Annotated in this window: 23 protein-coding genes; 8 read left to right on the top strand and 15 right to left on the bottom strand. The window is 68.3% G+C overall.

Going from position 1 to position 26,832, the window contains the following annotated elements:
• Nucleotides 1-52: 52 nt before the first annotated feature.
• Both ACZ52R_RS39050 and ACZ52R_RS39045 read right to left on the bottom strand, forming a co-directional pair.
• Nucleotides 53-1,321: a hypothetical protein gene (locus ACZ52R_RS39050; RefSeq protein ID WP_465755152.1), complete on the bottom strand. Its 1,269-nt coding sequence runs from the start codon at nt 1,319-1,321 to the stop codon at nt 53-55.
• Between the two features lie 10 nt (nt 1,322-1,331).
• A complete protein-coding gene (locus ACZ52R_RS39045; RefSeq protein WP_465755151.1) occupies nt 1,332-2,078 on the bottom strand; it encodes a hypothetical protein in 747 nt (248 codons plus the stop codon).
• Nucleotides 2,079-2,108: 30 nt separating this feature from the next.
• On the opposite strand from ACZ52R_RS39045, the gene ACZ52R_RS39040 reads away from it, so the two are divergent.
• On the top strand, nt 2,109-2,987 hold the full coding sequence (locus ACZ52R_RS39040; protein WP_465755150.1) for a glycosyltransferase family 2 protein: 879 nt from the start codon (nt 2,109-2,111) through the stop codon (nt 2,985-2,987).
• A 24-nt stretch (nt 2,988-3,011) separates the two neighbouring features.
• On the opposite strand, the gene ACZ52R_RS39035 is transcribed toward ACZ52R_RS39040, so the two are convergent.
• Genes ACZ52R_RS39035 through ACZ52R_RS39025 form a run of 3 tightly spaced genes read right to left on the bottom strand, consistent with a single transcriptional unit; the run spans nt 3,012 to nt 6,280 of the window.
• Nucleotides 3,012-4,154 carry a DegT/DnrJ/EryC1/StrS family aminotransferase gene (locus tag ACZ52R_RS39035; protein ID WP_465755149.1) on the bottom strand — a complete coding sequence of 381 codons (1,143 nt, stop codon included), beginning with the start codon at nt 4,152-4,154 and terminating at the stop codon, nt 3,012-3,014.
• Nucleotides 4,151-5,206, bottom strand: a complete 1,056-nt coding sequence (locus ACZ52R_RS39030; protein WP_465755148.1) for an NAD-dependent epimerase/dehydratase family protein — start codon at nt 5,204-5,206, stop codon at nt 4,151-4,153. Before ACZ52R_RS39030 ends, ACZ52R_RS39035 begins: the two co-directional genes overlap by 4 nt.
• Before the next feature lie 18 nt (nt 5,207-5,224).
• Nucleotides 5,225-6,280, bottom strand: coding sequence for an NAD-dependent epimerase/dehydratase family protein (locus ACZ52R_RS39025; RefSeq protein ID WP_465755147.1), 1,056 nt, complete (start codon nt 6,278-6,280; stop codon nt 5,225-5,227).
• A gap of 122 nt (nt 6,281-6,402) precedes the next feature.
• Between ACZ52R_RS39025 and ACZ52R_RS39020 the strand changes: the two genes are divergently transcribed.
• The 5 genes from ACZ52R_RS39020 (at nt 6,403) to ACZ52R_RS39000 (ending at nt 10,899) form a co-directional block, all read left to right on the top strand.
• Nucleotides 6,403-7,758 carry a tetratricopeptide repeat protein gene (locus tag ACZ52R_RS39020; protein ID WP_465755146.1) on the top strand — a complete coding sequence of 452 codons (1,356 nt, stop codon included), beginning with the start codon at nt 6,403-6,405 and terminating at the stop codon, nt 7,756-7,758.
• A 182-nt stretch (nt 7,759-7,940) separates the two neighbouring features.
• A complete protein-coding gene (locus ACZ52R_RS39015) occupies nt 7,941-8,525 on the top strand; it encodes a hypothetical protein (RefSeq protein WP_465755145.1) in 585 nt (194 codons plus the stop codon).
• A gap of 66 nt (nt 8,526-8,591) precedes the next feature.
• On the top strand, nt 8,592-9,374 hold the full coding sequence (locus tag ACZ52R_RS39010) for a hypothetical protein (protein ID WP_465755144.1): 783 nt from the start codon (nt 8,592-8,594) through the stop codon (nt 9,372-9,374).
• Nucleotides 9,375-9,814: 440 nt separating this feature from the next.
• Entirely contained in the window at nt 9,815-10,180 is a 366-nt protein-coding gene (locus tag ACZ52R_RS39005) for a hypothetical protein (protein ID WP_465755143.1), read from the top strand.
• 59 nt (nt 10,181-10,239) lie between these two features.
• Nucleotides 10,240-10,899 (top strand): ribonuclease FAU-1 family protein, encoded by a 660-nt coding sequence (locus ACZ52R_RS39000; RefSeq protein ID WP_465755142.1) that lies wholly within the window; start codon nt 10,240-10,242, stop codon nt 10,897-10,899.
• A 446-nt stretch (nt 10,900-11,345) separates the two neighbouring features.
• Here the strand turns inward: ACZ52R_RS39000 and ACZ52R_RS38995 are convergent, their stop codons facing one another.
• Complete coding sequence (locus ACZ52R_RS38995) at nt 11,346-11,780, bottom strand: NUDIX hydrolase (protein WP_465755141.1); 435 nt, start codon at nt 11,778-11,780, stop codon at nt 11,346-11,348.
• Nucleotides 11,781-12,374: 594 nt separating this feature from the next.
• Between ACZ52R_RS38995 and ACZ52R_RS38990 the strand changes: the two genes are divergently transcribed.
• Nucleotides 12,375-13,223 carry a methyltransferase domain-containing protein gene (locus ACZ52R_RS38990; RefSeq protein ID WP_465755140.1) on the top strand — a complete coding sequence of 283 codons (849 nt, stop codon included), beginning with the start codon at nt 12,375-12,377 and terminating at the stop codon, nt 13,221-13,223.
• Here ACZ52R_RS38990 and ACZ52R_RS38985 read toward each other — a convergent pair.
• Genes ACZ52R_RS38985 through ACZ52R_RS38950 form a run of 8 tightly spaced genes read right to left on the bottom strand, consistent with a single transcriptional unit; the run spans nt 13,108 to nt 23,048 of the window.
• On the bottom strand, nt 13,108-13,767 hold the full coding sequence (locus tag ACZ52R_RS38985) for an adenylyl-sulfate kinase (protein WP_465755139.1): 660 nt from the start codon (nt 13,765-13,767) through the stop codon (nt 13,108-13,110). The two genes, ACZ52R_RS38990 and ACZ52R_RS38985, sit on opposite strands and share 116 nt — an antisense overlap.
• A complete protein-coding gene (locus tag ACZ52R_RS38980; protein ID WP_465755138.1) occupies nt 13,764-14,498 on the bottom strand; it encodes a sulfotransferase family protein in 735 nt (244 codons plus the stop codon). Before ACZ52R_RS38980 ends, ACZ52R_RS38985 begins: the two co-directional genes overlap by 4 nt.
• A complete protein-coding gene (locus ACZ52R_RS38975) occupies nt 14,491-15,297 on the bottom strand; it encodes a hypothetical protein (RefSeq protein ID WP_465755137.1) in 807 nt (268 codons plus the stop codon). Before ACZ52R_RS38975 ends, ACZ52R_RS38980 begins: the two co-directional genes overlap by 8 nt.
• Entirely contained in the window at nt 15,294-16,946 is a 1,653-nt protein-coding gene (locus ACZ52R_RS38970; protein ID WP_465755136.1) for a pyridoxal phosphate-dependent decarboxylase family protein, read from the bottom strand. Before ACZ52R_RS38970 ends, ACZ52R_RS38975 begins: the two co-directional genes overlap by 4 nt.
• Nucleotides 16,939-17,967, bottom strand: coding sequence for a radical SAM protein (locus tag ACZ52R_RS38965; RefSeq protein WP_465755135.1), 1,029 nt, complete (start codon nt 17,965-17,967; stop codon nt 16,939-16,941). Before ACZ52R_RS38965 ends, ACZ52R_RS38970 begins: the two co-directional genes overlap by 8 nt.
• Before the next feature lie 11 nt (nt 17,968-17,978).
• Nucleotides 17,979-19,178 carry a glycosyltransferase gene (locus ACZ52R_RS38960; RefSeq protein WP_465755134.1) on the bottom strand — a complete coding sequence of 400 codons (1,200 nt, stop codon included), beginning with the start codon at nt 19,176-19,178 and terminating at the stop codon, nt 17,979-17,981.
• A 9-nt stretch (nt 19,179-19,187) separates the two neighbouring features.
• Nucleotides 19,188-21,200, bottom strand: coding sequence for a radical SAM protein (locus tag ACZ52R_RS38955; protein ID WP_465755133.1), 2,013 nt, complete (start codon nt 21,198-21,200; stop codon nt 19,188-19,190).
• 48 nt (nt 21,201-21,248) lie between these two features.
• Nucleotides 21,249-23,048: a hypothetical protein gene (locus ACZ52R_RS38950; RefSeq protein WP_465755132.1), complete on the bottom strand. Its 1,800-nt coding sequence runs from the start codon at nt 23,046-23,048 to the stop codon at nt 21,249-21,251.
• A gap of 331 nt (nt 23,049-23,379) precedes the next feature.
• On the opposite strand from ACZ52R_RS38950, the gene argS reads away from it, so the two are divergent.
• On the top strand, nt 23,380-25,140 hold the full coding sequence (gene argS / locus ACZ52R_RS38945) for an arginine--tRNA ligase (RefSeq protein ID WP_465755131.1): 1,761 nt from the start codon (nt 23,380-23,382) through the stop codon (nt 25,138-25,140).
• 102 nt (nt 25,141-25,242) lie between these two features.
• Here the strand turns inward: argS and ACZ52R_RS38940 are convergent, their stop codons facing one another.
• Nucleotides 25,243-26,583, bottom strand: coding sequence for a PIN-like domain-containing protein (locus ACZ52R_RS38940; RefSeq protein ID WP_465755153.1), 1,341 nt, complete (start codon nt 26,581-26,583; stop codon nt 25,243-25,245).
• Between the last annotated feature and the right edge of the window lie 249 nt (nt 26,584-26,832).

Here is a 26,832-nt window from a genome sequence, read left to right as displayed (position 1 = left end):
CCCTCGGCATGCCCAACGTCCCACGGCAGCCCCACAACCCCCGACACAGGGATCACCCCAGATCAGCCGACGCGAACCGAAACACGGAGGCTAGGCCCCGTTCGCAGGTCTCCGCCATCCACACCCTGAACTGGGCATCTGGGTAGGCCGGGTTGATCCCGATCTCCCCCTTCGGTGAGGTTCCGTTGAACGGCGTGGCCATGCGCTCGGTGTTCCAGTAGGCCCACGCCTCAAGGGCCTTGGCCTGCTCGAAGCAGTGGTAGAGCTGCGGATAGCGGTCGAGGATTCGGACCTCACGAAAGAGCAGCTGTCCGAGGAGATTCGGGGCTTCCTTCGTCAGGGTGCTCAGGTTCGCGGAGCGGAAGGAGAAGGCAGTGGTGTCCTGATGCGGAGCCAAAGAAGTGGCGGCGAAGAGATGGGACATGCGACGCCGGACGTAGCCGGCGACCGAGGTCGTCAGGCCGGCTTCGATGCGGGCTACGAGGTCGAGGAGCCGGGCATGATCTGGGTAGAACCGCCCGAGGTCGAAGAGGACACCCATGCCGGTCACGGCAGAGAAGGCGAGGTCCTTGTAGAGGTGGTTGTTCATCTCCCCGCGGTCGGCGTACTCCATGGTCTGCCGACTGGTGGAGTGAAGCATTAGGTACTCGGCGACAGTCTCGAAGTACAGGTATCCGAGGTAGGGCAGGACTGGGACGGTCGCGGCGAGTGCGTTGACGAAGGGCTGGTCGGGCGTCGCCCGGCCACTTGCGTGGCGCAGCAGGGTGTCCAGGAACGGGGCGGCGACGCGCACCCGGTCCACGACGGACCGGGTGATCTGGTCGTCCTCGGCGGCGGTGAGGACATGCCGGACCGCCTGGTGGGTGCGCAGGTGGACGCCGCCCAGACGCAGGTAGTCCAAGCCCTTGGCCGGCATCGGGCCGCGCGGGGTGACCTCGATGACCAGCGGTGTGCTGTCGCGGCGGCTGGTCAGGGTACTGCGGCTCTCCAGTAGGTGAGAGCCGAGGTTGTGGGGCCGCAGCCCGCCGTTGGGCACCGGGGTGAGCGGTGAGCCGTAGACGGCGCCGACCAGGCAGCCGGTGGAGGCGAGCAGGTGGCCGCTGGAGCGGACGGAGTCCAGGGAGCGGGTCAGGTGGAGGAGGTGGATTGGGGTGCCGGCGGCGAGCGAGCGGAGCATGGCGTTGTCGCGCAACAGCTGCCCGTTGGGTGCCTGTTCGAGGCGTCGGCGCCAGTCGGCCTCGGTGTTGGCAAGTCCGGCGGGTGCCGGGCGACCGGCTGGGGAGTTGTAGTCGGTGTGGGCCAGGGCCCAGTCGGCGTGCACGGGTGTTCTCCTACTCGGGCATCACGGCATGGAACGCGTGCTCCATGGCCTGGGTATCGGTGGCGCCGTCGAGGCGGGCCTGCTCGCTGTGGACCACCAGGTTGTGGGCGAGCGGCGGGAGCCAGACGGGAATCGGGAGACGGAGGTAGCTGAGGTCGGGCCACCAACGGGAGATGGGCAACCGGTAGCGGTCGAGCGCGTCGGCGGCCTTGAGGAGGTCCGCCGCGTCTCGATGTCGCCCATAGGCACCTGCTTGGTCGTCGGTGAACGCGTGATGGGGGACGTCGTGGAGCGCGACCGCGGTGATCGCCTCTGCGGTGGGCTCGGTGCCGAAGGCGGCGCCCACGACAGTGACGCTGGCGGCGAGCCAGTCGGCGGCACGCTGGCCGTGGTCGGGATCGGCGCGGTCGTGATGGCGTCGGCAGTCGTGACAGGCGGCTGCGGCGGCGAGGGCTCGCGCGCGCCCGGGGGCCAGGCCGTGGTGGCTGGCGAGGAGCTGGACGAGGGCGGCGACGCGCGCGCCGTGCCGGGCACCATGGATGGAGTCGGCCGCTCCCCTGCGGGCGAACCAGGAGGCTTCGGGTACCAGCAGGAGCGGGCGATGTGGCATGGTGGCCCGGACACCCGGACCGGGGGGACGGTTGCGGGCGACCCAGGCCAGCGTCGCCCGGTCCATGTATTGGTGGTCCGGCAGCCGGCCCGTCTCGGCCAGCTCGCGTAGTGACGCGGTCCCGGGCTGTGGTGTCGGTGTGATCATGAAGGGCTTCCTCACGTGGGATCGGGTGCGATGGGCGTCACGCTGGGCGTAGTGGTGCTGACGATGGGAAACCGGCCTGGGGAGCTGCTGGCTCTCCTGGACTCGGTCGAGGCGCAGGAGGGCGGCGGCAGCGGCGTTCGGACCGTGGTGCTGGGGCAGGGCATTAAGCTGCCCGAGCTGCCGGCGTGGGTGGATGCGGTGGAGCTCCCGGAGAATCTGGGCATCCCCGGCGGCCGGAACGCCGGCGTGGAGCGGCTGCGTGAGCTGGGCGGTACGGATGTGCTGGTGGTCCTCGACGACGACGGCTTGCTGCCCCGCACCGACACCTTCCAGCTGATCCGGGAGGCGTTCGAGCAGGAGCAGCAGCTGGGCATCGTCAGTTTCCGGATCGCGGACGAGACCGGGTTCACCCAGCGCCGGCACGTCCCGCGCCTCGGTGCCTCTGACCCGATGCTGTCGGGTGAGGTCACCACGTTCCTCGGCGGCGGCCACGCCATCCGCATGTCCGTGATCGACCAGGTCGGGCTGTTCCCCGCGCAGTTCTTCTATGCGCACGAGGAGACCGACTTCGCCTGGCGGGCCCTGGACGCCGGCTGGCGGATCGACTACCGCGCCGACATGATCCTTCAGCACCCCCGCACCGACCCGGCCCGGCATGCCGCCTACTACCGGATGACCGCCCGCAATCGGGTCTGGCTGGCCAAGCGCCACCTGCCCGCACCCCTGGTGCCGATCTACCTCACCTCCTGGGCCGCTTACACGCTGCTGCGTCGGCCGCCGATGTCTGGGCTGAAGGCGTGGTGGTCCGGGTTCTTCGAGGGCGTTCGCGTTCCGTGTCCTCCGCGCCGTCCGATGCGGTGGAGCACGGTGTGGCGGATGGCGAAGCTGGGCCGGCCGCCGGTCTTCTGACAGCCGGCCCGGTGCCGTTGTCGGTCAGGACCAGACGGAGTGGAGGGCGTCGATGACGCGCTGCACATCTGCGCCGCTCATGGCCGGGTAGCAGGGCAGAGATAGCTGCCGGGCCGCGACCTGCTCGGTGACCGGCAGGTGACTCTCCAGGTACCGGTACGCGGCGAGGCGGTGGACCGGCTTGAAATGCACGCTGGTGCCGACCCCGTGGACCTCGCGCAGCGTGTCGGCCACCGTGTCCCTGGTCCGGGCGCCGGTGGGCTCGATCAGCACCGGGTAGAGGAACCAGCCGTGCCGGACGCCATCGAGGACCGTCGGCAGCCGCAGCCCGGGCAGGCCGGCCAGCGACCGGTCGTAGGACGCGGCGATCCGGGCCCGGCTCCCGGTGAAGTCGGGCAGCTTCCGGAACTGCTGGAGGCCGACCGCGGCCGTGATGTCGGGCATCGTGAACTTCAGGCCCGGCACCGTGACCTCGTAGTCGGCAGTGCGCTGCGTGCCGTGCCGCTGCCACACCGAGCTGTCGATGCCGTGCCGGCCCAGAAGACGGGCCCGCTGGACGAGGTCTCCGCGCCCGACGATCATGCCACCCTCGCCCGTCGTCATGACCTTGTTCGCGTAGAACGAGAACACCGCCAGGTCACCGACGCTGCCTGCCCGCGCGCCGTCGCGCCAGGCGTGCAGGGCGTGCGCGGCGTCCTCGATCAGCAGCAGCCCGTGCTCGTCAGCGAGCTTGCGGAACGCCGCGAGGTCGCACGGCTGGCCGCCGTAGTGCATGACCACGATCGCCCGGGTTCGGGGGGTGATCGCCTCCTCGGCCGCCGCCGGGTCGAGGTTGAAAGTGACCGGGTCGACCTCGGCGAACACCGGGATGCCGCCCGCCTGGATGATCGCATTCGGGGCCGCGCAGAACGTGAAACTCGCAGTGATCACCTCATCTCCGGCCCGCAAGCCGGCCGCCAGGAACGCCAGATGCAGGGCGGCCGTACAGGAGGAGACCGCGAACGCGTCCTCCACCCCGAGCGCCTCCCTCACCTCCTGCTCGAACCGGGCCGCCTTCGGCCCGGCGGTCAGCCAGCCCGAGCGCAGCGTGTCCAGGACTTCGGCCTCCTCCTCCTGCCCGAGGGAGGGCCGGTTCCACGGCAGGAACGGTGCGGCGGTCGTTGTCACGGAATCTCCCATGCGGCGGCGTACTCCGCCCCGTAGCCGCGGCATTCGCGGGTACGCAGGCTCCGTACCTTGCCTGCGGTGAAGGCGGCCACCAGACCCCGGTGGTTGTCGTACTGGGCCTGCCCGGGGTCGGTGATCACACCGGTCAGCATCAGATCGGCGATCTCACGGACTCCGTCCTTGAGGCTCGTCGCACAGGCGCCGGGCATCGCCTTCTCGAGGCGGGCGAAGGACACCCGGTAGTCGCGGGCATCAGCCTCGTCCCGCTCCGGGCCCCGCTGGATCACCGCACCGGGGACCACGGCGGCGACCGTGGCGGCGATCTCGGCGATGGTGTGGTTCTCCTCGTCGCTACCGACGTTCCACGCACCGCCCATCCGCTGCTCCAGCACCCCAGTCAGGACCCGGGCGACGTCGCCGACGTGGACCAAGGGGCGGCGCTGCGCACCGCCGTTGAGCGGAATTCGTCCGGTGGCGGCGGCCCGGGAGGCCATGGAGTTCACGACGGAGTCCAGGCGCTGGCGCGGGGAGGACCCGTGCACGGTCGCAAGCCGAAGGCTCGTCAGCGTGGTGCTCTCGCCCAGGACCTCGGGCAGTCGTCGCTCAGCAAGGACCTTGGTCCGGGCGTAGATGCCCAGCGGGTTCGGCTCGGTGTCCTCGTCCACAGTGCCGTCGTGCATGCCGTAGACGCTGCACGAGGAGAAGAACACGTAGTGGCCAACGCCGGCGGCCGCAGCGGCCTGCGCGGCGATCATCGGGGAGGCGTAGTTGAGTTCCACGGCCAGTTCCGCGTCCACCTGGCTGGCCGGCTCGCCGACGATGCCACCGAGGTGCACGACGGCATCAGCCCCGGCGCAGGCCTGGGCCAGGAGTTCGGGGTCGCGCAGGTCCCCGTTGATGAAGCGGACGGCGGTGGGAAGGAGCCGGCCGGGGTCGTCGTCGCGGTTGTAGATCAGCCCGTCGACCACGGTGACATTGTGGCCGCGCGAGGCGAGGTGATGGGAGGCGACGGAGCCGAGGTATCCGGCTCCGCCGAGCAGCACGACACGCATGAGGAGGTGTCCCTTCGGTCAGGCAGCCAGCACGGCTGCGGTGGTGGTGGCGGGGGAGGAGAACCAGTCCGGGACGGCGCTGGGCGTGGACTTGAGCCACGCCACGTAGCGATCGATGCCATCCGCGAGGCTGATGGTGGGGCGCCAGCCGAGCAGGTCGGCTCCCCGGCGGGTGTCGGCGTAGCCACCCCGCGGGTCGCCCTCAGGCATCGGCGTCTCCACGAACGCCGCCTCGGGGTAGCGGGCGGCGATCAGGTGGGCGATCTCTCGGACCGAGGTCGGGATACCGGTGCCGACGTTGATCGTCTGGCCGGCGGCCTGATCGGCGACCAGGGCGAGGATGGTGGCGTGCGCGATGTCCTCCACGTGGACCATGTCACGCACCTGCCTGCCGCCGCCGTTGAGCCTCATCGGCTGCCCGGCCTCGGCGGACATGGCCAGCCACGGCACCATCCACGAGTGCGACCCGGGCTTCGGTACCTGCGGGTCGCCGTACACCGAGAAGTACCGCACGATCGAGTACCCCGTGCCGGTGCCGCCGAGCATCAGCCGGACCTGGTTCTCGCCCCACAGCTTCGTGTTCGCGTAGACCGAGATCGGCGTCAGCGACTGCTCCTCGGTGAACTGCGGCACGCTACCCGGGGCTCCGTCGCCGTAGACAGAGGCGGACGAGACGAACACCAGGCGCTTCACCGGTGACTCCACCACCGCGTCCAGGACGGTCTGTGTGCCATGCACGTTGGCGGCGAACGCGGTGTCGGGTCGGCGCGTGCAGGCGGCGACGTCGGCGAAAGCTGCGGCGTGGATGACGAAGTCCGTGCGACTGACGAGCCAACTCACCGTGGCCCGCTCACGCACATCACCGAGCACGACGTGGGCCGCGTGCTGGTCCACCTCGAACCGGTCCCGCACCGGGTGCGGGTAGGCGTCGAACCGGTCCAGGACGGTCGGCTTGGCGCCGTGCGCGGCGAGCTGGGCGACAATGCGGCTGCCGACCAGCCCGCCGCCGCCGGTCACGAGCACGCTGGCCCCCTCCAGTTCGCGCAGTCGCGGATCGGAATACACGTCAGCCATGAGGGATCTCCTCCGAAGTGCGGGTTGGTGCCATCAGTGAAGCGCCGGGCCGCGCGTCGGCGGTACGGTGATGGCCCTCCCATCCCGTTCAATCCATTCAAGATCGATTACGGGGGTGCTAGTTGACGGCGAGTAAGACACCGAACCAGCGGCTGGTGGCCGTCATCGACGAAGCTGGGTGTACATACCAAGCCCTGGCCAAGGCCGTGCGGTTAGTCGCCGCCGAAGCTGGGGAGACATTGCGCACCGCTCCTTCGGCCGTCCACTCATGGGTCGCTGGTGGTACCCCAACTGGCAGAACCGCGGCCTACATTGCCGAAGCGCTCACCAGAATGGTGAAGCGGAAGGTAACGCTCTCCGAGATCGGTCTAGGCTGCGACGGCATCGGGGAGGCCATGACCCCGGACCCTCTGGCCACCGCTGCCGACCTCGGGAGGCTTGTCATGAATCGTCGCCGAGACTTCCTCGCTCTCGCCTTCTCCACCGCATCCGTGGGGCTGTCGCTCACCTACGACCACCGAGCTGCCGCTGCCACCCTCCGGGCGGCCATCGGAGGCGGCCGCGCCGGCGCCGGCGAGGTGGCTACCGTGAGGACGCTCACCGAGACCTTCCGCAGCGCCGACGACAGGCTCGGCGGCGGCCACGGCTTGTCCACGGCGACGGCCTACCTGACCGACACCGTCTTGCCGATGCTCCAAGCCGCCTACCCGTCCGAGGACGTGAGGCGCAGCGCGTTCGGCGCGGCGGCCGAGCTGGCCACCCTCGTAGGCTGGAAGTTGCATGACCTCGGCCGTGAAGGCGCCGCCCAGCGGTACTACCTGCTTGGCTTCCAACTCGCCTGTGAGGCCGACCCGGCCGGCCACAGCGCCTGGATGATGCGCGCCCTCACACACCAGGCCCTCGACCTGAACCAGCCGTTCCACACCGTGGAGCTGGCCGAAGCCGCACTCGCGCGGGCCCGCGGGAACGTGGACCGCGGCACTGAGGCTCTCCTGCTGGTGACAGCCGCCCGTGCGTACGGAGCGAGCGACCGAGGCAGAGATGCCGCGCGGGCGCTCCTTGCCGCCGAGGACGCCCTGCTCGCCGGAGACGGCATCGTCCCCGGCTACGCCGCCGCCTCAGGTCCCGTCGCCTCGACCGTGGCATCGCATACCGGCAGGACCCTGACTGCAATGGGAGACCACCAAGCCGCAGAGCGCCACTACCGAACAGCCATGGTCGGCCGCGTCCCGCAGACCTACCAGCGTGTACGCGGCCTGACCATCGCGAACTTGGCCAAGGCCGTGGCATCCCAGCGCCGGCATGAGGAGGCCGTGATCCTCTGGAATCAGTGCCTCGACACCATGGACGGTGTGGCGTCGGACCGGAACAGGAGGGAGCTGAAGACGGTGCGCTCAGCCATGGCCGTCTACACCGCGCGAGGAATCCCGGGTGCCGCTGAACTGGCCCAGCGCGCAAGCGAACTCGCCCTTCAGTAGAAGAGAGCAACACGGGACAAGCTTCTCGCCCCCTCAATGTCTGCGCGCAGCAGAGTAGTTGATGTGCCCAACCGTGCACCGTGTTGAGGAGGCTAGGGATTAGCCGGGCCTCACCCGGCCGATCCCCAGCCCACGGCCGGCCCGCCCGCCCCAGGGGGCCCGGCTCCGACGCGAAGGCCGCCATGTCCACCCCAATTGCACCGTCTCCCGGACCCGCCACCCCGGGAGACGTCCAGATCGCCCGCGCCAAGCACCGCCGCAGCGCCAGCGACGACACACTCGGCCCCGCTGCGCGCCGCTACCACGAGCACGCGGCCTGCGGCTACGACTGGGCCCTGAGCGCCCTGACAGCCGGAGACCAGGACTCCGCCAACCGGCACCTCGGCTATGCCTCCGCCTATGCCGAGCAAGCCCGCCAGCACGCCGTCTCCAGCCGCCGCTGGACCCTGGTGCTTCCCGGAGCCTTCTGCGACTGGCTCACCGGCACCGACCACTTCCATCGTGACTACACCGGCAATGAGGCCGACGACAGACTGCTCCTCGCCTACCGGGCAGGCATGACCCACCGGATCGGACCCGCAGGCTGGACCCGCACAATCCCCGCTCACGACCCCCTGGCCATGTGGCGCCTCACCCGCATCGCCCGACGCTTCATCGACTTGTGCGCCCCCGGGACCGAGCACACCGCCGCCGAGGCCCGCGCCGCGAAGGCCCTCACCGCGAGGCTCGAAGATCTCGCCCACCGCCAGCTCGACGCGGCGAAGTGACCGACGGCCAGGCCGCCCACCGAGCGGCCCGGCCTCACCACGCACCGGACCCGAAGGACAACGCCCATGCCCGACCTGCTCACCGCCCCGCCGGAGCCAGTGCCGTACCGGCGCGCCGAGCCGCAGCGCACCTTCCACACCTTGCAGGCCGCCGCCGCCGACGCACAATCGGCGCTCGCTGCCGCCGCACTCGAGTACCTTGCCGCCACCGCCCGCAAGCGCTACCCCGAAGCCGACAGCATCGAGTTCGAGCGCAACGCCGCTGGCGAAGCCCGCGTCTGGGCCCTTTGGTCCGAAGCCCACCGCTTGCCCCTTATCCAGCCGCGCATCCTGTGGAGCCGGGGCGAACGCCTCTCGATTCGCGACCACCTCTGGGTCCAGGACCTGGAAGGCCTGCTCCCTCTGGCCCTTGCCGCCAGCAAGCTTCCGGTCGCGCGCTTCGGGGACTACGACCTGGCCCGCTACCTGCTGCGGCTGCCTGCCCCAAACGTGGCGGTCGCCCTCGCCGCCGGCATCCGCCGCGAGCACCCCCAGGCAGCCGCGGTGCTCATCAGCCTTGACTCCGAGCACGGCGAAGTCGATCTCGCCGTCGAGCACCTGATCGGCCCCGGCGGCGCCTCCCTGTACGCCATCCCCAAGGACCGCAACTTCACCCTCTCCCCCCGAGACGCGTGGTGGTGGCGCACCCGCAACGAGACCATGCGGACCATCCGCCACCTGTGGCGGCACCCCCAGCACCGCACCCTCTACTTCCGCGCCCAAGGGTACGAGTCCTCGTTCTGGAACTACGGCCTTCAGGTGCTCCTCCTGCCGACCGCCCCAGCCCTCCCGGCCGGACAGGCCGCCTGAGCACCCCGCAAGTCCCCGGTAGATCGCTGTGGGGCCCGGCCACCCGGCGCGGGCCCCACAACGTCCTGCCAGCCCGCACCGCATAGCCCGGCCGGGCTGCTCCGTTCGGGTGGCCCCGCGGTTCGCCAGCCACCGCGGATGGGCAGGGGGTCGGGGTGGCGACCTCCACCACCACCGGCCGCCGTCGACGCCGCCGCCCGGGCAAGCCGCCCTCACCACGCCCCCGCCCGCCAGGGCCACCGCTGCGCCGCCCGCGCCCGCCCGGCCGCCGACTTGGAGCAGCGAGCACCTGTCGCCCGAGCGGTATGGTCCGCACCATCTGACACGAGCCCGTCTGCACGACGTGGTGCCGGCCGCCCCGGTGACCCGGGCCGTTCCGGACCGCCCGGCGCCCCGGCACGGATAGGCTCGACACACTGTCGCCAGGGAGGGGTGGACCGATGACACAGCCGATCCAATACGGGCCGGAGCCGGTGGCCGCCTGGATCATCGACGAGTGCGGCTGGCAGGACCAGGCCCGCGTGCTCCCCGGACACCTGCCCTCCCACCTGCGCCTGGTCCACGACGCGGACGGCTGGTGGATCGGGATCGACGCCTTCTTCCCGTATATGCGCGTCAAGCTGTGCGCCGGCCACGTCCGGGAGGGTGGCACCTTCGCCGACGTCTCGGCCTTCCTGGACAGCACGGTCGACGCCAACGACCGCGAGGAGCTCGCGCGCGCCGTCCAGGAGCTGCGCAAGCGACTGGACGCCCCGCAGCCGCCGAACGCGTGGGCAGCCGGCCACTACGGCTTCCCCAAGCCCTGACCCACCGTCACCCCACCGAGCGGGTCTGCCCACCCCCGGGACGGGGAACACTGGCCACCGTGACCAGTATCCTGTTTCACCCCGGCGCCACCGCGGTGCGCCGCGACGTCCACCTCGGCCGGGTCTGGACGGCGATGCCGCAACGCGTTGTCACCGACACCGGCGACACCCTGGTCCTCGCCTACTGGCCCGGCATCACCAGCCTGGCCCCCACCACCTGGATCACCGCACTCACTACCGGCGACGACACCACCCGCAAGAGCGGCCTGGACAACCTGGCGGCCGGCACCTGGGACCTCGGCCCCTACCGCTGGACGGGCACCGCGCTGCGCAGCGCCTTCCTGGCGGGCGAGCACTTCAGCGTCCACTGCTTCCAGCACGCGGCCAGCGGCGAGCCGATCCGCTGGTACGTGAACTTCGAGCTGCCGTTCACCAGGACGACGATCGGCATCGACACCCTGGACCTGTGCGTTGACCTGGTGATCGAGCCCGACCTGTCCGCGCACCGCTGGAAGGATGAGGACGAGTACGACCAGGTCCGCCGGCTCGGCCTGGTCGACGACGACCTGCACGCCCTGATCGACGCGGCCCGGGAGAGGGCGCTGGGCCTGCTCCAGGACCGCGCGGGACCGTTCGCCGGTGGCTGGCCGACCTGGTCACCGGACCCCGCCTGGCCGCTGCCGGTGCTGCCAGGCGGCACCGACCAGGTGGCCGTGTAGACCGCCTGCCCGCCCGCCGGATCGGGATGTCGCAGTGCGGCGTACGCGTGTCCGCTACCGTTCCCGGCATGCCCACCGAGCAGCTCATCGAGTGTCGAATGTCTTCCGACGAGGATCGTGGAGGGCTATCGGCCGCAGCCGGACAACCCAGGTGAGATGGAACGCTACGTCTACACCTGCGAGGAACACCTGGAAGCGGCCCGCACGCAGTGGCTGGGCGGCTCCGCGACGGCGGCGCCCTGCGCGGCCCCTTCCTTCGGGCACTAACGGAGCGCCGCCTCCTCTGTGCCTCTGAGATAGACCATCACTTACGCGTCCACGACTGTGTCCCTGTCCATGGACGCCGCTCTTCTCCGGGGCGCATGGATCGGAAGTGGGCGCTCTCGAACGGCCTCCGGAGCATCGGTCCACGCTTCGAGGTGAGCTGAGGCGGTGACCGGATGGGGTTAGTCGTGTAGACGTCCCAGCAGGGCTCCCTGGCCGGACTGGAGGATGTGGGCGGCCTCCAGAGGGATCCAGAAGCACTCGAAGTGGGTGGGCTTCTGCTCGCCATCGTGATCTTCCTGGCTCATCCATCGTTCGGGGGTCGGCTCGGTGAGCTCCAGATGGAAGACGTGCCGGTGCTGGATCTCGAACCGGTACGGGCTGACGTCGTAGTCGGTCTCGCCGAGCTTGCGCACGATCTTGAAGTCGGTCAGGCCGGTCTCCTCGCGGGCCTGGCGCAGGGCGGCGGCCTCGGGGGTCTCCCCGGGCCGGATGCTGCCAGCGGGTACCTGGATGCCGACCTCCTCGTAGCTGTAGTCGGTGTGCCGGAACACCAGTAGCCGCCCGTCGCGCACGACGTAGACGAGCACCTTGTCCTTGGTGACCTTCTCGGGCATGGATGAGCCTCTCGCTTGGGGAAGGTGGTTGTGGCCGAACACCGATTCGGGCCGGACCGGGTCACCACACCTGGTTGGATACTGATCCGTTCTGTTCACCGGGAACCAACGACTCTATATACCCTGACCAATCGTCAGGGCTGGTGCTGAGAGGCTAGAGCGCCCGATCAACTGTTCTTGCGTGAGATTGGGCTTGTTCCCGGCGGGCGCGGCAGCACCGCGCTCCTGTTGGTCAGCCCGCAGCAGCCAGCCCAGCATCAAGTCTGGGGCAACGCGTCGGCGACCTGTGCATTATCGGCCGTACGGTCGCCAGTGCGCGGCCAAGGCCCTCCGCGCTGGCGTACCGCAGAGATCAAGCTCGTACGAGTGGCTCGCGCGAAGCGAGGCCGAAGAGTGCCCGACGTTGGGAGAAGGCGGCCGCTGGTTCAGGGTGCTGGACAACGATTTGCCAGGGGTTGAGGCAATCCGGGGTCGGCGAGAGCGGATGTCACTGCCATCCAACATGTGAACTGTGCAAATGTTCCATATAGTGCGAATTCGGATGGTCTTTGGTCTCTTCGTCGAATACTGGATGTGATCACGGAAGGGGCTGTTATGTCTGACAGTAACGAGCCCATTCACGCCCGACTTGCTGCTCTAGCAACGGCCCGCGCCCACGGCCAGATCGTCGATCTTGGTTGCGGAACCGGACCCACGCTCCAGGCGGTGAGCCGGGTCGCGCCCGAGGCATCACTCATCGGTATCGACCGCTCGGCGGAATCCTTGCGCCAAGTGCGGAGCGTGCTGAGGGGACACCGCGGGGCGACGATTCCACTCGTTGCTGATTTGCGTGATCCATTGCCGTGCGCAGACGAGAGTGCGGATGTGGTCCTCTCGTACAACACCGTCGAGTGCCTGCCGGACCCGCAGCAGTTGCTGATCGAAGTCGCGCGGGTCCTGCGGCCGGGCGGCCGGGCGATCATCGCGCACGTCGACTTCGACTCGCTGGTTGTCGCTGGCGCGGACGCGGACCTGGACCGGCGGGTCTGCCACGCCTTCGCGGACGATGTGCAGAGCTGGATGGATCACGCGGACGGCCGAATCGGCCGCAAGCTCGGAATGCTCCTCGCCCGGAGTCCACTGAGGCTGGTCAGCGTGGAACCGTTGCTGGTGTGGTCGACGGAGTGTTCGGGGCACGCGAAGGACAGGATTGACCAAATCCGTAAGGCGCTGTTGTCCGCATCCAGGCACAGGCGGGGTTCGGTCAGCCCGGCAGAGGTTGAGGAGTGGTATGCCGCGGTGTGCGAGGCGGATCGCGTGGGCGGGTTCTTCTTCTCCGAGCTGGCGTTCATTGCTGTGGCGGAGCGCCTGCAGACGGGTGACGGCGAGGCCACGCCGCACCGTGAGGGCGGATCGGTGCCCGAGCGCGATGGTCGGGAAGCCGATCGTCCCCTTGCGGCTTGATCGGCGTGTCTACGGCACAGGGCGGTGGCCCGAGGACGCTGGTGGCGAAGGAGCAGAGAGCGTTGACGCTATCCCTGAGCGGGGTCGTGGTGTCCACGGTGAGCGCCGGGTGCTCGGGCTCGGTCCAAGAGAGCTCAGGGGCGTCGGGGGATGGGTTGGCGCGGTAGGCCGGTGAGGCCCTGAGGGCGTCGCGGGCGTGCCGAATGTTCTCGGGCGCACGCACATGGATGAGGTAGAGCCGTTCATTGAGGAGGTCGGCGGCGAGCTGCCGTTCCGCTGGAGTGGAGGTCACGAGGGTAACGATGCTGATGGGGCCTTGGCCGGCGGCGTGTGCGAGTGCCTGGATGGTGGCGATGCGGTCCTCGGGGGACCAGCCGAGGCCGCTCAGGACGCCGGTGGACCGTTGCTCGTCGGCGTCGTACAGTCCGCAGCCGCCGTGGTGCTTGGCCTGGAGGAACCTGAGGAGATGGCGGGCGAGGGTGGTCTTACCGGAGGCCGGCAGCCCCATGAGCCAGAAGATTGCGGCGGCTGGTGGGTGGTTCACGCCCGATAGCCCCACTTCTCGCACCAATGATTGAGCAGCGGCGGGATCGTTTCGCTGGTGGGAGGAGGGGTGGCGTCCTGGATCTGTCCGGAGGCGATCTGGGGTGACCAGTCGCCGATCCCGTAGACGAACGGGCCGTGGTCGTGACGGCCGTAGTCGAGCATGGCCGGGTCCCAGGGGATTCCAACGTAATCGCACAGGGCTTTGCAGGTGGCTTCCGGCTCAGCGGTCAGCTGCTCGTAGGTGACGCTGACGGAGGTGGGCACGTTGGCGGCGGCTTCGTCGAGGGCGGTGGCGAACTTGTCGACGGTGATGGCCGCTTCGGCGAGGTCGGTGGCGTCGCCGGCGCGGCGGATGGAGTCCGCGATGGCCGCCGGGTGGCGGCGCAGGATGATGTAGCGGGCGTCTGGCCAGCAGTCGACGAGGCGCCGCCAGATGAAGACGTTGCCGGGGGACTTCTCGGCGAGCACGGTCTTGCCCGCTTCGGTGAGCTGGCGGTGCAGCAGCCGGTCCCACAGTAGGTGTTCGAGGTCCTCGCGGCTGAGGTTGAGGGTGCGCATGGACAGGTCGGTGAACTCGTCGGCGACCGTTACGGTGAGGCCGCCGAGGTGGAGTTCGTGCGGGGCGTGGACGTCTGGGTGGGAGCCGAGCAGGCAGCGCAGCAGGGTCGATCCGGAGCGGATCGGGGAGAGGATGAAGACGGGCGAGGGGACGAGGCGGTCGTCAGTCACGGAACTCCTCCTTGGCCGCGTGCTCGCGTTCGGCGAAGACACGCAGGCGGGTCGCGAGGTCACGGCGGTAGTGGGCTGAGCTGGGGGCGGTCTTCTCGTCGCAGTGGAAGACCCGCAGCGGGAGCTGGTGCAGGTAGCCGATGCCGGGCCCGCCTGGGGAGGCGAAGGTGTGGGAGAGCCAGTCCTCGTAGTTCATCCAGCTCTGGCCGTCGTCGTGGAACCGGTCGCCGGGGATTCCGCCGGCAGCGGCCATGACGGGCCGCGCGCGGTGGGTGTCGTAGATCAGGAAGTGGGAGGAGACGCGGTTGACCGAGCGGGCTCTCTCGCTGAGGGCGGGGCCAACGTCTTCGAGCTTCCACTGCCAGCAGTCGTGGTCATCGATGCGCTGGGCGAGCGCGAGCTTCGGGTACCGGTCGAACGTGTCGGCGATCTCCGCGAGGACATCGGCAGTGTTCGGGTCGCGGAAGGCGACGACGTCGCCCTCGATGGTGATTAGGAACCGGCTCTTGTCGGTGACGAAGTGAGTGTGGATGTTGTTGGCCTGGTCGCCGGAGGCCCGGTGGCGGGTGCGCCAGCGCAGCCGCACTTCGTCAAATCCCCAGGTGGAGTGAGCGAGTTCGGTGATCTCGTCGATGGGGGCGCTCTCGGCGCCGTCCACGACGAGGACCAGGTCGTAGGGGTGCTGGGTGCCCGTGCACAGAGCGTCCAGGGTTGTGGGGATGGTTCGGCGCAGGAGTTCGACGTCGCTGTGGACGAGATAGGCGATTGTGAACGCGGGCGGGTAGGTCACGGTCGTCACCAGCCCGCCGGTCCGGTCACGTCCGCCGTGGCGTCGCCGACGGGCGGGTTCGTGGCGGCGAGCACGGTGTGGACGTCCTTCAGCATCGCGGAGGTGAGGTCGCGGGAGACATCGAGCAGGGTCTGCTCGATTCCGTGCGCGACGTCGTCGGCGATGTGAGGATGGCCCACACACATGCCCATCGCCTGGTACTTCGCGACCGTGCCGAGTCCGATGCGGTCGGCAAGATCCTGGAGCGCGAAGAGGTCGAACACCACCGTTCCGCCGCGGTAGAGGCGATCGGCGAAAGCTGCGGTGTAGCGGGAGACGACGGCGCGCACCGCGGGGTGAAGCTCCGAGTGGACGGCCGCCTCCTCGATGGCCTGGGCGACCTGGTCGGGCAGGAACACGAACGCACACCGATAGAAGTCGGAGGTGCCGAGCATGCGGAAACAGGCGGTGCGGTCCAGCAAGTCGACCATCCGCTGGTAGGTGGCCTGACGGTCCTCGACGAGCCGGCCGATGCCCTCAGTGCCTTGATGCTTCATCAGAGCCCAGAGCTTGAGCGACTCGAAGCCCCGGGAGCCGTAGAACGGGGTGATGAGCCCTAGATCGAGGCAGCCGGGATCATCGGCGCGGTCCGGGTAGCGGGCGAACCGGCCGAGCGCGTTCGGGTCGCGGAACAGCGCGTAGCTGGAGGGGTAGCTGACGAACAGGCCCTTGTGCGGGTCAAGGGCAACCGAGTCGGCACGTTCGATTCCCGCCAACTGGACCTTGAGCTTCTCGGAGAACAGCAGGCTCCCGCCGTGGCAGGCGTCGACGTGAAACCAGACGCCGTACTGCCGACAGAGGTCGGCGAGTTGCTGGAGGTCATCGATGCCGGTGGTGCGGCAGTTCCCGGCTACACCGACAACCATGAAGATCCGCTTGCCGGGCGGTGGCGAGGCCAGCAAACGCTCCACCGAGGCGGTGTCGCTGGTGAAGTCGGGGGTGGCGTCGGCCCACAGCAGCCCATCCGAGCCCAGCCCGAGTGCTTGGGCGGCGGCGAGGTAGGAGAAGTGCTCGACCCCGCAGGCGAGGAGGATCACCGGCTGTTCGGAAACGGCGCGCAGGCCGCTGCGGCGGGCCTCGGGGTAGGTGTGGGCGAGGGCGGCGGCGATGGCGATGTGGTTGCTCATATTCCCGCCGGAGGTCCACATCCCGCCCAGGCTGGCGAGCCCTTGGTAGTCGGCCAACGGGGTGACCGGGTAGCCGACGAGCTCCCGCAGCCAGGTGATCAGCTGGGCTTCGATCACGCTGGCGGCCGGCGCGCTGCGGTCGAAGGCGATCAGGTTCTGGTTGAGGAAGGAGGCGACGATGTCGGCCGTGAGGGCGGCGATGCTGTCGCCGGTGTCCGGGAACGCGAGATAGCGGGGGTCGGCCTGGGAGATCGACCAACGGGCGATCTCCGCCATGGATTCCAGCAGCTGGTCGTCGCTCGTCCCTGTGACCGGGATGGGTCCGGCGAAGCGGTCAATGAGTTCGCCGACCGTCGCGTGCCGCAGGACGAGGCCGTCGCGCAGCTCTCCCGAGGTGAAGTCGAGTCCGAGATCGACCGCCCGGTGCAGCAGCGTGCGGCTGTCGTCCAAGGGCCGGCTGCTCAGCAGGGCGGGCGGTTGGGGGTCATACACGTCCGAACTCCATTCGATACACGCAGCCTTCGCACGAGGACCAGGCCGGCCCTTGGAGGAAGGAATCCCGTAGCGATCCGTACGGCTTCGATGCCCAGATCTCGGCCATCGGCGCCTGGTGGATGTTGCCGAGCACGTTGCCCGGGGAGGACTCCATGTGGACACAGCACGGCGTGACGTCGCCGTCCTTGGTGATGTAGCTGGCGTCCCACGGCCAGGGGCACACGGCCTGCGCGGCTGCGGGCGAGGACAGGCGGGAGTAGTCGAAGATCGACAGTTGCAGGCCGCGCTCGTCGGCCTGGGCGAGACCGGCCTCCAGCTGAGGGACAACGTCCTGCACGGGGAGGGCGAACAGGGACTCGGCGTTGAGGGTCTTGTCCTCGCCCCAGTGGTGCAGGCTCTCCACGCTGATACGAGTGAGCCCGTGGTCCGCGACGAAGTCGACGATGGCCGGGAACTGCTCCAGGTTCGCCGAGGAGAGAGTCACGGCGGCCGACAGCGCCGTCTCCCGGCTCTCGGTCAGGGCAACCGCTTCGCGCAGGGCCGTGCTCAGCTGGCTGAGGCGAAGCCCGGACCGCATTCGCCCGAGGGTGGCGTCGTCCGCCCCGTCGACGCTGATCGCGATCAGCCCCAGCCCGGTGTCGAGGACTGGTTCCAGCCGCCGGCGCACGAGCAGGCCGTTGGTGTTGGTCGAGGTGAACACGGAGCGGTCGGTGCACGCTTGGACGTAGGCGGCGAAGTCGCGGACGATCAGCGCCTCACCCCCGCCCACGAACGAGACGTGGCCAAGGCTGGGCAACTGGTCGAGGAGCGCGACGAACGCCTCCAGCGATAGGTGCCGGCCGCTGCTCTCGTGGACGGCCCGCAGGCAGCCGGCGCAGGCGAGATTGCACAGGTCGGTGAGCTCCACCTGAAGGTACTGCGGCGTGGGTGTGGGCTGGCCGGGGACAAGCCCGTAGCGGTCGAAGTCGTCCGTGACGAGGAACTTCCGTAAGCGCTCGGGAACAACGACGGGAGACACACGCTCGGGTATCACGCGGCCACCACCTTCCGGTAGACGGAGACGATCTCGTCGACGAACCGCTCGAACTCCTCCACCCGGCGACCGAAGGACGGCACTCGCGGCGCCCGGTGTCGGGACGCGGCGTCGAGTGCTCGCGTCCACGCGGCCGGATCCCGGTAGTCCTCGACGAGGTGGAAGCCCAGTTCGTCTGCGAGGTGGCTCATGGACGGCACGGCCGAGGACCACACCGGCACCCCCAGCGCCCTTGCCTCGTGCGCCACCAGCGGATGGTTCTCCCACCACTGCGAGGGCACCAGCAGCGCTCTGGCAGCGGCCAGCACCGGCCCGACATCGGCGCGCGATACCTGCGGCAGCCAGCGCACCCGAGGATCGGTAGCGGCCAAGGCCCGCATCTGCTCCTCGTATGTCTTGTCGTCTGGCACGGTCGCGATCAGCAATGGGAGCTCGGTGTCGCTGGCGCGGAAGGCGTCGAGGAGCAGGTGCAGTCCCTTCTCTGGAGAGCACCTGCCCAGGAACAGGAGGTACCGCCCGGCCGGTCCTCCCGTGGCGAGCGCCGCCCAGGCAGCGGGCAGCCCGTAGCGCGCCCGGTCACGGACGAGCTTGCCCACATCGACACCGGCGTTCGCCAACTCGGCTGCCTGGTGCGGCGTCTGCGTCCACAAGGCCCGCACCCGCCCGTTCAGCCAGGCCACGTTCCGCGCCCGCCAGCTCGCTACATCCCCTACGGCCTCGCCAGGCGCGTTGATGCAGCCGAGGCAGTCCCGGGACGCCGCGGTGGCGGTGCACTGCGTACCGGTGGATCGGACGACGAGCTGATGGTCGGGGCATACCGCGGTGTAGTCGGTCAGCGTGGCGACGACCGGCACCCCGCGCAGGGAAGGCACGTCGAGGAACTCCAGGCCCGTGCGACTGAAGTGCAGCACGTGCACGAGATCCACCGAGGGCCGCATGGCGAACAATTGTTCGACGCGCCTGGCCTGCTCCGCCTCCTGGGCACGCCACCCCACCGGATAGTCGTCGGCGAAGGCCGCAGGCAAGCTCAGGTACTCGTCGGCGGTGCGCTGCTGTGGCAATGGCGGGTCACCTGCCGCAAGCCAACTGACATGCAGCCCACGGGCTTTCAGCGCCCGGGCCAGGTCGTCGGCCAGGATCTCCGTCCCGCCGGCGTTGCCGTTCGCGAACCGGTGAGTGGTCAAAAGGATGCGCACAAACCCCCCTCAACAGGTGTTGCCCTGAAGACCGGCCCATCGGCCGATCGGCGTGAGGCCCTCGGGCATCCGGCCGTTCACACCCGCGCCGCCCGTACGCCCCGCAGCTTCCGGCCCCGACAGGCGAAGAACCCCAGCAGAGGCGCGGTCGAGCACGGCGAACGGCTCGTGCAGGGTGAGACCGGTCCAGCCGCCGTCCTCGAAGTCCACGAACACGTTCACCCCGAGGCCGGCCTCCGCGTCACCGTGCGCGGGCAGCGGCACCAGGAGCCGGACCTCCGCTCCCTCCCAGGACAGGTCGACGTCTGCGGCCTCCTCCCAAACAGGGTCGGGGTGCGGAATCTGCCGGAAGCGATCAGCGGGTGCGTTGAGCCAGAAGACACCCTCGCGGTCGCACCGCAACTGCCGCTCGCCAGGCCACTGCTGGGCCGCAAGGTCGTGCAGAGTGAAGGCACCAGGGCCCAGCGGCTGCAAGCGAACGCGCACGCCGCATACGGCGTCCGGCATGCTCCCCAGGTCCAGCCGCACCGCCAGCCCGTCAGTGCCCGCGGAGAGGGAAGCGGACAGGCCGGCCGGGTTCACGAGCCCGCCGCGCACCCGGCCCGGCCCACCGAGCGTGATCGCCGACTGCTTTTCGCCGGGAGCCGCGTACAGGCGGGCCGCAGGCAGGTAGGCGACTTCAGGAGCGGCGGCGAGCGCCTCGTCCGTGAGCCCGTACGGAGACGGCAGCGCGTCCAGCACCTCAGGGTGCTGCTCTCGGAGCGTGACGACGAGGCGGACCGCCAGATCGGTGATGAACCGGATCAGGTCGCACTTCACCTCGTCAGGCTTGGTGATGTCCCCGTTGGCCAGGACCGCCTGGTAGTAGCAGCCCCCGCCGCAGACGTACCGCGATGGGCAAGACGAGCACACATCGCGCTCGTCGACCACCAGGTTGAGGTACTTGCGACGTTCGCTGTCCTCGACGCCGGTGGAGGCGTGCCCGATGTGCCAGCCGGACTTCCCGATGAAGTGCGCGCAGGGGTAGAGGTTCCCGTTGGTGTCCAGGTAGGTGCCGCTCTTGCCGGCCCCGCACCGGTAGACCTGCGCCGCCCGGTCCTTCACGCGGTAGAAGAACCGCATGAAGAAGTCCTCGGAGTTCAGAGCGATCAGCCGGGCGAGGATCCCCTCCGGCGGCCGGGTGAGGATGTGGTCCACGAGCTCGGTGTAGCCCTGCCGGAAGAGCGGCAGGGTCTCGGCGTTGAGCGCGTAATCCTTGTCGTAGGTGGCGTTCACCGGCTTCATGTAGATATTGCGGGCGCCGACGTCCTCGAAAAGGTGCCGGAAGATCGCGGTGAAGTCGGTGCAATACGCGGTGAGGACCGCGGAGACGCCCATGTCGGGATGGCGGGCCAGCACCCGGTCCAGGACGGAGCGCACATGGTCGTACGTGCCGCCGCGCCCGTTGGTGTAGAAGCGGACCCTGTCGTGGACATCCTTCGGGCCGTCCAGACTGATGTCCTGAGGCGGGCCAAGCTTGTCGGCGAGCTCCGGGGTCATCGACAGGGTCGCATTGGTGACCATGGGGCCGGCCCACACAACGCTGACCGGCGAGTCGGCGAGACCCTCCTCGACCATGGCCTGGACCTGGTCGTGCATGTGGCGCACCAGCATGGTTTCGCCAGCCAGGCCGAAGTCGACGCGACTGTAGCGCGCGTCCTCCTCGACGAGCCTCCTTCGATGGGTCGCGAGGCCCTGCACCACGGTCTCGAGCGGGATCGTGACCGGCTTGCCGTCGGCGTGCACCCGGTCGCGAAACGAGCAATAGGTGCAGCCCATGTTGCAGGAGTCGGTCAGCGAGAGCTGGGCCTGCGGGTAGGCCTCGCGGTAGGACGTGATCTGGTGGACCGGCTCCAGATCGCCGCAGGGGCACGGCTTGTTCGGGGCGGTGATCTGACCACCGCGGACGTGGAAGACGTAGCCGTCGGCAAAGGAGACGTGCAGGGCATCGCTGGTGGAGCGTGTAATCGCGTCGCTGATCACGGTTGACCTCTCAGGTTGAGATGGCGCGGATCTGGGCGGAACGGAAGATCACGAGAGTCGGGGACCAGGAAGCGCGAGACGTTGGCGCAGCCGGTCCAACCGTCCGCTGAGCCGGGAGCACTTGCGCTCCGCGTGGCCGAAGGACGGCCGGGATGGGTCGGCCGCTTCCCGCAGGGCGAACGTCGCGTGGATGAGCTCGCGCAGCTCAGCGGCCTCGCGGTCGCCGATCAACCGGGACAGGACCGACAGCTGCTGCTCCAGCGTTACGGGCCGCGGCGACAGCGAGGGGGCAATGAACACGAGCCGCGCCAGTGCGGCCCGTGACTCGAACCACAGGTACTTGGTGCTGTGTTCGCGGCCCTGATCCTCGTACTCGCTCGGCCGACCGATGGCGCCGGCGGAGGGGCCAGACAGCCAGGCGGCGACCCAACCCGGGTCGTGGTGCGCGGAGCCGGGCCGGCGGAGCTCGAACCACTCGTGCAGATCACGGCTCACCCGGCCGTCAGCGCTGACGATGTCACGCTCGACCGGCCGCGCGGCTGACCCTTCTGCCGCCAGCCCGAGGCAGCCGAGGACCTCAATCACGAGATCTTCCGCTGGCCGATTCCCGCCAGGAAAGTCGGCAGAGCTCAGCTCGAAGTCGATGTCACTGCTGAGGCCCAGGACTCCCTGGGCGCACGAACCGCGCAGGAGGAGATCCAGCTCCTCGCTTCCCAGCACGGCGAGGACCACAGCAGCGAGGCGACTGGTGATCTCCTCGGCGACCTCGGCCCGCTTGCAAGCCGCCGCCCATCCGCGCGTGGATGCCAACCGGTCCACGCGCCGCACCAGCTGCCGCAGTGGCAGGGCTTCAGCCGGAAGTTCGTCCTCGGCGGCGGAGAATAGCGTGAGTACCCAGCCCCGCCGTAGCTCCTCCAGTTCGAGGCCGGCCGGTCGGGGGTGTTTCACCAGATCGTGCAGCTGCCTGAGAAGGGCCGCGTAGACGGCGTCACCGCGCTGCTCTCGCAGTCGTGCGGTCAGCACGGTGTGGAAGACGCCGAGTCGTGGTGGAAGGACGTCCTCGGCGAGGTGTCCCAGGTCGGCCGCGCTCGCTGGCGCCGCATCCGATACCGGAAGCTCGCTGGCGAGCGTCATCTCGATGCCGTAGCGGCGGACCTCCTGCCGCGATGCGCCCTCAGACAACCAGCTCGCCAGCGTGGTCTCGAAGCCGTCCAGCTCCGGCTCCTGGCAGGGCGCAGAGGCAGAGATTAGCTCCCTGAGCCGTAAGTCATCCCCGAAGAGGTCAGACCAGGCGATGTCCCACTTCATCAAGGTCAGCCGGCTAGGAGCGGCACCGGCCGGCACGAGGAGCGCATCCTCCCAGTCGATCAGGACCGTCCTGCCGTCCCGGCAGAACATGTTCCGCGGAATGCACCCGGATGCTTCGACGCCGCGAGCGAGCAGGGCCGCGAGAAGCTCCGCGACGGCCTGACCGGACAGGCCCAGGACAGAAGCCGAAGGGGCGGACAACGGCGTACCAAGGTAGGGAGACACCAGCGCGGCCCTGTGGCAGGGCAGTTGGACCGCCTCGGGAATGCAGACCTGAACGGCCCCGAAGCCGTCGACCACCAGCCCGTTGAGACGGCTTGCCGCCTCGGCGGCCAAGCGCTGCTCAGAGAGCGCCGCCTCCGGCGACCGCAGCTTTGCGACGACCTCGCGATCCTTATGGCACAACCGGCGTATCAGGTCGGCGACATCGACGAATCCTGGGTGGTCGAACGCGGGTCCCCCGCCCGGCACTTCGAACGCCCGCTGGACTAGCGCCGCGAGGTCCTGCGAATCATCTGTAACACGCAACAAGCCGCTCACCTCGCTCCCCTCCCGAGCGCCGCACGCAGACTTGCCACCGTAGCCGCTCCGTCACGTTGTGTTCGATCGAATTGGCGGATTCGCCGAACAGATGCCGCGCGCACGCCGCCGACCGCAAAGCGGAACAATCAGCCCCACATTCTGATGATCAATCAGAGCTGCGGCAGTGACACCCTGTTCAGGCCAGCTGCTGCCGGGACGCCCGGGGTTAATGAGTCCACCGGCCGAGAGGGCATGGGATACTCGAAGCGCGGCGCCGACCGTCCTGGGGGTGCCGCTGGTGTGCGACTCCGCGCGGCTCCGCCTTCTCACAGAAGTGGTCCTTCCTTCTATGGCTACGGTCCTCTCCATCGCCGACGCAGTGCAGCAGCGCTTCACACAGGCGCTGTCCGCTGCGTTCCCCGACGCCGCGGACAGCGACCCCCAGCTGCGACGAAGCGACCGTGCGGACTTCCAGGCAAACGGCATCATGAGCCTCGCCAAGCCCCTGCGGGCCAACCCGCGCGAGGTCGCCGCGCGCGTCCTCGAGAACCTGGCCGCGGACGAGGTGATCGCGAGCCTGGAGGTCTCAGGCCCGGGATTCATCAACGTCACCGTCACGGACGCCGCGATCCTCGACCGGCTGGCCGCCCGCGCGGCGGATACCCGGTTGGGCGTCGGCAGCAGCGCCGAACCCGGGGTCACGGTGATCGACTACAGCCAGCCGAACATCGCCAAGGAGATGCACGTCGGCCACCTGCGCTCGACGATCATCGGCGACGCCCTGGTGCGGACCTTGGAGTTCTCCGGCGAGAAGGTCATCCGGCGAAACCACCTCGGCGACTGGGGCACCCAGTTCGGCATGCTCATCCAGTACCTGGTTGAGCACCCCAATCAGCTGGACGAGGGCGCCGAACCAGCCGACTCCGGCCCCTCGATGTCGCGCCTGAACCGCCTCTACAAGGCATCGCGCGCCCTGTTCGACAGCGACACCGATTTCGCCGACCGGTCCCGCCGGCGCGTGGTCGACCTCCAGGCAGGCCACGCCGAGACCGTCGCCTCCTGGCAGCGCATGGTCGACGAATCGAAGCTGTACTTCGAAGCCGTCTACGCCCACCTCGACGTCCTCCTCGAAGATACCGATGCCATCGGCGAGAGCTACTACAACCACATGCTCGCCGACGTGTGCTCCGACCTCGAAGCCTCCGGCGTTGCCGTCCGCTCGGACGGCGCGCTGTGCGTCTTCTTCGACGACATCAAGGGCCCCGACGGCGAGCTGACCCCGCTCATCGTCCAGAAGAGCGACGGCGGCTACGGCTACGCAACCACTGACCTCGCCGCCATCCGCGACCGCGTCGAGATGCTCGGCGCTAACCAGCTCCTCTACGTCGTCGACAGCCGCCAGGCCCTCCACTTCCAGATGGTCTTTGAGACCGCCCGGCGCGTCGGCTGGCTCCCCGACAACGTCCGCACCCTGCACCTGCCGTTCGGCACCGTCCTCGGCAAAGACGGCAAGCCCTTCAAGACCCGCTCCGGCGAGACGGTCCGCCTGATGGACCTTCTCGACGAAGCCGTCGACCGGGCCCGCACCGTCGTTGCCGAGAAGAGCCCGCAGCTCGGCACCGAGGAACTCGAGGACCGTGCACGGCAGGTCGGCATCGGAGCGGTTAAGTACGCGGACCTGTCCACCTCCCGCACCCGCGACTACGTCTTCGACACCGACCGCATGGTCTCCCTCAACGGCGACACCGGCGCCTACCTCCAGTACGCCTACGCCCGCATCCAGTCCATCCTCCGCAAGGCCCCCGAAGACGTCACGCCAGCCGCACACCAGGGCCTGACCCTGGAGCCGGCCGAGCGCGCCCTCGGCCTTCTCCTCGACGAGTTTGGCGCCACCATCGACGTCGTCACCCAGACGTTCGAACCCCACCGCCTCTGTGCCTACCTGCACAACCTGGCGTCGGCGTACACCACGTTCTACGAGCGCTGCCCCGTCCTCAAGGCCCCGACCCGAGAGGTCATGGAGACTCGGCTGCTGATGTGTCAGCTCACTGGCCAGACCCTTCGGCAGGGAATGGACCTCCTTGGAATCGGAACGCCCGAACGCCTCTAGTATTCCGGCAGGACTTCTCCACTCTCAGGCTGTTGACCATGGGAGTGGAGAAGTCCGGCTGGAGTACTAACTCGCGATTAAGAGCGGACTCCCACCGACCGGTCACTCGCCAAGAAGGCCTAGCCTGCCCATCCAGCGCAAAAGCAAGTCGCATTGGGTGCCACTCAGTTCCAGTGTTGAATTCTCTGCCAATCGGTATTTTAGCTCAGTTGCTTTAACCCCCTGGCGCGTTAACTCTTGAGCCTCACGGGCTCCCTCAATGCACTCCAGGAACAATCTGGACAGGAGCTCAGGATTACGCTGTTCCACAAACTCTCGTCCTGGTCCAGTGAGGGAGATTTTATCTCCCTGCACAACAGCAAGACCTAGCGATACAAGAATCATCAGTCGCCTTCGCGCCTCGGGTACTAGCGTCACGCCTGGGAACTCCTCCATAAACCTCTCAATGCAGCTTCTCAGTAGCGGTGAGTCTTCTGCAAGCTGAGCCATAAGCCAAACAGTTTCGACGTAGTCAGCGCTGCGACCGCCAGGGGCCTGGGCGAGCCGGTAGCGAACCTCAGAATTTGAACGACGAAGGTCATCGGCCTTGGCCTCTTCGGACTCAAGGCGTTGCAGAGCAGCCACAGACTTCTGATCTACTTGCTTTTCAAGGTCGAACACCCTGCTTGCCTGCTGCATCAGGGCACTTGGCTCGACCATGAAAAGCCGACATCCAGTGAGGTCACGAAGCTCGTCAACGAGCTCCGTGCGCGGCAGGCGCGCCACTCCCATAGGTGTCTTGCGCCACCAGTCGTCCTTCAAGTCGCGCGTGACAAACAGAACATCGCATTTCTGGCGAGCGGCCTCATCCAGGGATTGGCGCCAGACCAAATAGTCTCCTGCGGCCTCGGAATCCGGCTTCTTTCCACTCTCGAAGTCGAGATAGCCGGGAGGAATCTTTCGATCCGCCCTTTCCTTGGCTCGGATCAATTCTTCGGCGTGTCGTTGGCTATCATATGGAGCGCCGACGCGACGGTCGAGCAAGAGGTCGAGATCTCTGATTACGGGATCGGAATTAGTGTCCCGGATGCCGGGTACTCTGTCCTTTGACGCCTGAGCATCGAGCAGCTGGGCAAGAGATTCGAGTGAGGTTTCGGCATTGGCCAGTCGCTCCAGCATGGGGGCGATGATGTCAATTTCATCGCCAACGTGAACTTGTTTTGCCCACTCAGAAATCGCCCTGCGTGACCTCTCGATGGTGGAACGCAATACCTCCTTAGCGGTTGCCGCTTTTTTGTCATGGTATGTAATGAGATCTTCGCTTTGGCGATTTCGCCAGAACTCAACCACTGCTTGCTGAGGGACCCAGATGCGATCTGCTACAGCCTTGAGAACGGTCAGCATGTCTTCGCGAACCCGCGAATTCATGCGATAGAGATCGAGCAGAACGTTTGTGTCTAAGATTACCAGCCCGCTCTTCAGAACCGAAGCATAGTCGCTATCGCTAGGTGTGCGTTGCGCTTCGAACCCGCCAAAGAGTCCTAGTCTTTCATTCGCTATATTCCCCCACCTTTATAATCCCATAATGGGTCTGCCAAGTTCTAACTCGTGCAAGATCTTCGTAGCTGGTGATCGGAACTACGCCTGCTCGTGGTGGTCTGTCTGGGCGATGTCCGCTGACGGGTGTCTGGGCTCACTTACCGCGCCGCCCCG

Source organism: Kitasatospora sp. NPDC034023, assembly GCF_055575795.1.
Note: the sequence above shows the minus strand (reverse complement) of the source record. Positions and strands in the feature narration are given on the sequence as shown.

Coding starts and splice junctions, on each gene's coding strand:
- ACZ52R_RS39045 (WP_465755151.1), bottom strand. CDS start 2,078: ATGATCACACCGACACCACAGCCCGGGACCGCGTCACTACGCGAGCTG.
- ACZ52R_RS39040 (WP_465755150.1), top strand. CDS start 2,109: ATGGGCGTCACGCTGGGCGTAGTGGTGCTGACGATGGGAAACCGGCCT.
- ACZ52R_RS39030 (WP_465755148.1), bottom strand. CDS start 5,206: ATGCGTGTCGTGCTGCTCGGCGGAGCCGGATACCTCGGCTCCGTCGCC.
- ACZ52R_RS39025 (WP_465755147.1), bottom strand. CDS start 6,280: ATGGCTGACGTGTATTCCGATCCGCGACTGCGCGAACTGGAGGGGGCC.
- ACZ52R_RS39015 (WP_465755145.1), top strand. CDS start 7,941: ATGTCCACCCCAATTGCACCGTCTCCCGGACCCGCCACCCCGGGAGAC.
- ACZ52R_RS39010 (WP_465755144.1), top strand. CDS start 8,592: ATGCCCGACCTGCTCACCGCCCCGCCGGAGCCAGTGCCGTACCGGCGC.
- ACZ52R_RS39005 (WP_465755143.1), top strand. CDS start 9,815: ATGACACAGCCGATCCAATACGGGCCGGAGCCGGTGGCCGCCTGGATC.
- ACZ52R_RS38995 (WP_465755141.1), bottom strand. CDS start 11,780: ATGCCCGAGAAGGTCACCAAGGACAAGGTGCTCGTCTACGTCGTGCGC.
- ACZ52R_RS38990 (WP_465755140.1), top strand. CDS start 12,375: ATGTCTGACAGTAACGAGCCCATTCACGCCCGACTTGCTGCTCTAGCA.
- argS (WP_465755131.1), top strand. CDS start 23,380: ATGGCTACGGTCCTCTCCATCGCCGACGCAGTGCAGCAGCGCTTCACA.